Annotated in this window: 5 protein-coding genes; 1 reads left to right on the top strand and 4 read right to left on the bottom strand. The window is 36.8% G+C overall.

From position 1 onward, the window contains the following. Nucleotides 1–153: 153 nt before the first annotated feature. Entirely contained in the window at nt 154–834 is a 681-nt protein-coding gene (locus tag CFPU101_RS24890) for an alpha-ketoglutarate-dependent dioxygenase AlkB (RefSeq protein WP_206818534.1), read from the bottom strand. Nucleotides 835–949: 115 nt separating this feature from the next. Beyond that, nucleotides 950–1,105, bottom strand: a complete 156-nt coding sequence (locus CFPU101_RS24885; protein WP_206818533.1) for a hypothetical protein — start codon at nt 1,103–1,105, stop codon at nt 950–952. A 203-nt stretch (nt 1,106–1,308) separates the two neighbouring features. Between CFPU101_RS24885 and CFPU101_RS24880 the strand changes: the two genes are divergently transcribed. Then, nucleotides 1,309–3,519: a fused MFS/spermidine synthase gene (locus CFPU101_RS24880; RefSeq protein WP_206818531.1), complete on the top strand. Its 2,211-nt coding sequence runs from the start codon at nt 1,309–1,311 to the stop codon at nt 3,517–3,519. Here the strand turns inward: CFPU101_RS24880 and CFPU101_RS24875 are convergent. After that, on the bottom strand, nt 3,501–3,896 hold the full coding sequence (locus tag CFPU101_RS24875) for a nuclear transport factor 2 family protein (protein ID WP_242578259.1): 396 nt from the start codon (nt 3,894–3,896) through the stop codon (nt 3,501–3,503). The two genes, CFPU101_RS24880 and CFPU101_RS24875, sit on opposite strands and share 19 nt — an antisense overlap. A gap of 81 nt (nt 3,897–3,977) precedes the next feature. Continuing rightward, nucleotides 3,978–5,591, bottom strand: coding sequence for an iron uptake porin (locus CFPU101_RS24870; RefSeq protein ID WP_206818529.1), 1,614 nt, complete (start codon nt 5,589–5,591; stop codon nt 3,978–3,980). Nucleotides 5,592–5,718 lie beyond the last annotated feature (127 nt).

Genomic DNA, 5,718 nt, shown 5'->3' with positions numbered 1-5,718 from the left:
ATTTAGACGCTCAACAGTTTAAAGACTGAAGATATTCAGCAAATGCAGGAAAATCTACTAATTCAAATCCCATAAATTCTCGCAAACCTTGCAAAAGTTTATCGTACATTTGATTGCCTTTATTTATCAATTGTTAAATGCTTTAAAATCTAGCTAATGAATGATTCTAAAAGTTAAATTTATTCTTGGTTTAACTTGTTTTTTAGTTTTAGGTATTTGATGTAACCAGTATTTCTGTGTTTCTCCACTCATTAAAAGGAAACTGCCATCAGCTAATTCGATTTCATATTTTTGATTACTTTCTTTATTTTTGGGCTTAAGCATGAATCGGCGTATTCCTCCCAAACTAACTGACCCGATTACGGGAGATTCACCTAATTCTTTCTCATCATCGCTATGCCAAGCTACCCCATCATTTCCATCACGATAAAAATTGAGTAATACACTATTGAATTTAACTTTTGCTACCAGTTCAATTTCTTTTTTCATGAATAATAAAGGTTCAATCCAAGGATGCGGATTCATTTCAATATTTGAATAGGTATAGCGTTTTTCAGGCTCACCATACCATGCAGTTAATCGAGGTAATGCTATCGATTTACCATAAATTTTAAAGTATTCTTGTGACCATTTAATCTTCTTTTCTAACTCTTGATATAAAAAGTCGCTAGTTGGTTGATCAAAAAAATTGGAATAGTAAATAATTTCCCCTTGCTCAATCAGTAATTGCTCACCGTTTTTGATCAGGTTTGAAGATTTCGCATGATTGCTGTTATCCAAGCTTAAAAGGCTAGATGTATCAGAAAAAAGATTTAATTGTTCAGAACTTTCCATATCTAAAAAAGATTTTTATTTTTTGTGTTGTCAATAAAAAACGTTAAGTTTGTCATTTCAGCACCTTATCTTAATACACTGCTTTTCTTTAAGATTCCCTTATTGAATAAAAAAATTAAAAGGTTTTTCTTAAAACTTGCAACATCAACAGAACACCCAAGCTATGTCTAGCGATCTGCCCTAACATAGTAGAACAGATATTATAGCCGATCGCATCCCCTGTGACCATTATCCCAACCCGTAAGCGATTGATTGACAGAGTTCTTTTCATCTCTCCGCTTTCAGCACCTTTCTAATATAAAACAGATTCCTTATCGTTCCCTCTAATCGTAGGAGAGGGTTAGGGTGAGGTCACTCTATTTTAAGGAATCTACCTGAGAATTAAATTATTATTTTTCATTATGTCTTAAAAAATATACATTTTTGTAGAGTTTGAGAGTTTAAAACAAAGATAGACTAACAATAAAAAATTTAATGATGCTTCCTCTATCTATTCTTTATTTCATTTCAGGCTTTACGGCGTTACTGTATCAGGTGGTCTGGCAACGAATGTTAGGATTATTTTCGGGGTCTGATGTACGTTCAGTGACGATCGTTATTGCATCCTATCTATTAGGATTAGGGATAGGGAGCTTAATTAGTGGATTTTTGAGCGATCGCATTACTCATCGTCAAGCGATTCAAGTATATGGTTTATGTAATTTAGCTATTGCGATTTTTGCCATTTTCAGTCGTTTGTTGTTTTATGATGTCTTATTTTTACAATTAAAGTCTTTTGCTCAATCTACTGGGTTAATCCTCTTAGTAGTTTTCTTTAGCTTACTGATTCCAACGATACTAATGGGATTTTCGCTACCTTTAATTTCCAAAGCAATTAACCGTCATGCTAAAGGTTCAGCGCGTCTTATTGGTCTATTTTATGGCATTAATACCCTTGGTTCGGGTTTGGGCGCGTTAGTCTCTGGTTGGTATATTATTGGAACGATCGGTTATGAAAGCACTCTCTATTTTGGAGCAATTTTAAGTGTTTTAGTTGGCTTATTGGCTTTAATCTTTTCTATGCGGGTAAAAGATGAGCAACCCATACCGTTTTCTGATTTTAAATTTTCTCCCTTTATTTCATCTCAAGTTTTAGAATGGTGTTTTTATGTTTTTCTGTCGGGTTTTTCAGCAATATCTCTAGAAATCATTTGGTTTAGACTGTTAGATACAATTCTACAATCGATTTCATATACTTATGCTCATTTACTAGCTTTCATTTTAATCGGTAACGCGATCGGTAGTCTGGTTGGATCATCTTTTATTCGTCAGATTCGCAATCCTCGATCGTTTTTCTTTATCCTGATCAGTAGTGTCATTACATATTCTGTCCTGATTATTTGGTTAGTAAGTCTGTATTGGCAAGCGCATCCGACTAATTTAGAAGTAGATATTGGTTATATTGATCCACAAAACCTTGATGCTGCATTGTTTATCAAATATCTTGTTTTACCGTTTATCATTTTAGTACCACCCAATTTCTTACTCGGTTTTTATTTTCCTTTAGTCCAAAAAGCGATTCAAACAGATGATCAACAAATTGGACAGCGTGTCGGATTGATTCAAGTTGCTAATATATTAGGGAATACAACAGGAAGTCTTTTAACAGGATTATGGTTATTAGATGTGATGGGGACTGCGGGATCTTTGCGGTTACTCCTGTTTTTGGGATTAGGATTCTTTGTATTAAGTTTTTTTAAGACAAAAGCGATTAAATATATCAGTATCGTTGCGTTAATGCTGATTATCGTTGGTTTTCCTAATAATACTCGTCTCTGGGCGATGTTACATGGTATTCCAGAACAACAATATTTTATTTCCTCAGAAGATGCGACAGGGGTCGCGGGTGTCACAGAAGCGAAGGGAAAAGGAATTTTACTCGCAAGTGGACAAGCGCAGGCAGGCTTTCCTTATATGTCCGTTCATGCCATACTCGGTAGTATACCTGCATTACTCCATCCTCAGCCATCACGTATCATGATTATTGGGTTAGGATCAGGAGGAACCGCACATACAGCAGGTGTTAACCCATTAACCCAACAGATCAAAGTCATTGAGTTACTGGGTGCAGAGTTAAAAGTCTTAGACATTTATTCTAAAACCTCTATTGGTCATCCGTTACGTTTTTTATTCTCAGATCCTCGATATGAGTTTATTGTTGGGGATGGACGGCAAGAATTAGCTTTAGCTAATCAGCAATTTGATATTATTGAAGCAGATGCGATTTATCCTTGGCGATCGCGTGCTGGAATGCTTTACTCATCAGAGTTTTTTCAAGAAGTTCGATCGCATCTAGCACCAAATGGAATTTTTGTCGAGTGGAATGTCGGTTTAGGAACAGCGCAAACATTCCAAAGTGTCTTCCCTTATGTCACCCAGTTAGGGATGAATGATCATTTATCGGTTTTAGTCGGAAGTGATCATCAAGTCGATTTTAATCCAGATGTATTACTCGCTAAGTTACAAAATCCCGATGTAATTAATTTTTTAAACAATGCGGGAGTCAATATTGCTAAAATTCGTCATGATGTGCAAACGGCAAAGGTTGAGTCTTATTCACACGCTCAAAATGGAAAACCTTTACCCGTTAATACTGATTTATTTCCCCGTTCAGAATATTATCTCAATCAGCCTTTATTAGATTGAGTTTTGGGAGTTTGTGTATCGATATATTCTCGCCAACGTTTGATCTTATCACCAACAAAATCAATAACGATCGCATCATCGGCAGGATTTTTTTGACCTGTCCCTTTTGCAGTATCTTCCCAATACCATTCGACAGCCGTATGATTTCCTTCAATAATTATCTGATGTATCTCGATCTTAACACTGGCTGTATTACTCGCAAAATCAGCCGCCGCTTTTCTAATGGCTTCTTTTCCGACCCAACGATTGCCTGGTACAATTAATTCACCATCTTCAGTAAATAATGAGGCTAATGTATCTGCTTTACCCTCAATCCAACAGTTCTTAGCTTGTTCAATAATAGAACGGATTGACTCTGGTTTTGATTGATAACTCATAGCTTTTTCAACTCCTGTAACAATCAGAAGCATGATAATAAAACAAATAATGGCGATTTTAGTAATTTTCACTTAAATTGTTTAAAATCTAAAGGTAGTGCGGACGGTACCGACATAAAGCGTCGAATTGTTTTTATTATGTTCGGGATTGAAGATCACTAAAAAACCTGGTGTGACTTCAATGTTATTAGTGATAGGAAAGCGATAAAAAGCCTCTAAATGATAGGAAGTGTCGTCATCTTCACGTTTTCTCACTCGACTATTAACGGTTTCTCTAACCTCATTATTGATTAATTTCGGTGGTTGACCAAAAATAAGACCCGCTAAACTTCCTTCTTGGAATAGATCAAAAAATGCTAAACCCACTGCATAGTAGAAAAGATCGGCTTTGCTTCCTTGAGAACCCCTTAAATTAGCCACTGAATTCGGTGAATCTTCAGCGATCGCTTGAGAATATCCCCCCCAACCAAATAGACTAATATGGGGACTAAAACGGATCGTGGCTTGTGTGCCATAATGATTACCAGTCGTTGCAATATTGCCGAAAGGTCTGCTAGTTAAAACACTGCCCGTATTTTGCAAAAAGCTAACATTACCTCTTTCTGGCGTTTCATAGCTATGGGCATATGTTAACCCGAATTGCAAAACACTATTCGGCTGGAGATTCAGTTGAGCTAATGCAGAAAAGTCTCCATTTGTCAAGCCTTGTCCCGAATCTGAATTATCACCTGTAGATGCCAAATAACTAAAATTAGCTCCAATAATACCTCTAGGGTTAATCGTAATATCTAAACCAGGGCCACCACCTTGACGATAGATAGGACTATAACCATATCGAGAAATAGCATCCCTTGCGCCACTATCCACAGGGCTATAGGTTGGCACTCCTCTAGCAGTTAATCCTACATTAACTGCGTCTAACTGAATGGTCACTAAATCCCCAAGCGGAAAACGGTAGAATGCTTGGTTAATGTCAAGACGGTTATTATCATTGCCATCAAACCCTAAGCGAGTCATATTGCTTCCTGTAACCGCAGTACCAAACGGTATCGTATTTCTAGCTTGTAGGCGCAATCTCAGTAAATCTTGACCCCTAAAGCTTGTATTTAAAGAAAGACGAACGCGATTGGTAAAAGTGATATTATCTTCTACATTGCGATCGCTTTGAGAACGTCCAGAGGAAACTGCTTGTTTATTACCAAATGCACCCGATACAGCAAAGATGACTTCTCCTCTAAGTTGAGTTGTGGTCGTAAATTGATGGTCTTCTAAAAACGCAACTTGTTGTTCTAGAAAATCTACTTTAGCTCCTAAAACGGCCAATTCGGTTTCAAATTCTTTAGCAAGTCTAATTAATTTATCAAGATCGTTTTTTAGGATAAAATTTTCTTGAATCAATCGCTCGATAGTATTAAGACAAGCATTTAATCCTGCGGCAAACTCCCAACGAGATAGAGTAAAGTTTCCCCGATAAGTACGGTTAGAATAGCCCACGATACAGCCATAGCGTTCGACAAGACTCTGTAAAGCTGAATACGCCCAATCATTCGGCGTAATATCAGAAAGTTGGTTGACTGAAGTAATTTGACCTTTGAGGGTTGACTTTTGTTGCGCCTCTACCTTAGTCCCTGAAATAAAGATTAATGCGAAAGCGATGCTGCAGGAACGCTTCGCGCACACCCTACGCAAAAACATAAAATTAAAATTATCCAAAAAATGTTTTTTAATGAATCAGCTAAAATCTTTCCCAAAAACAAAAAGCACTCCCTAACTAGAGAGTGCCTTTTGCTGGAAATCTAAAGATTAACCATTAATAGCGGGA

It is taken from the genome of Chroococcus sp. FPU101, from assembly GCF_017312365.1.
In the GTDB taxonomy this organism is placed as follows: Bacteria; Cyanobacteriota; Cyanobacteriia; order Cyanobacteriales; family Microcystaceae; genus Chroococcus.
Note: the sequence above shows the minus strand (reverse complement) of the source record. Positions and strands in the feature narration are given on the sequence as shown.

Bases quoted from the DNA above. Each gene is read 5' to 3' on its own strand.
- CFPU101_RS24880 (WP_206818531.1), top strand. From the start codon at position 1,309: ATGATGCTTCCTCTATCTATTCTTTATTTCATTTCAGGCTTTACGGCG.
- CFPU101_RS24890 (WP_206818534.1), bottom strand. From the start codon at position 834: ATGGAAAGTTCTGAACAATTAAATCTTTTTTCTGATACATCTAGCCTT.
- CFPU101_RS24870 (WP_206818529.1), bottom strand. From the start codon at position 5,591: ATGTTTTTGCGTAGGGTGTGCGCGAAGCGTTCCTGCAGCATCGCTTTC.
- CFPU101_RS24875 (WP_242578259.1), bottom strand. From the start codon at position 3,896: ATGAGTTATCAATCAAAACCAGAGTCAATCCGTTCTATTATTGAACAA.
- CFPU101_RS24885 (WP_206818533.1), bottom strand. From the start codon at position 1,105: ATGAAAAGAACTCTGTCAATCAATCGCTTACGGGTTGGGATAATGGTC.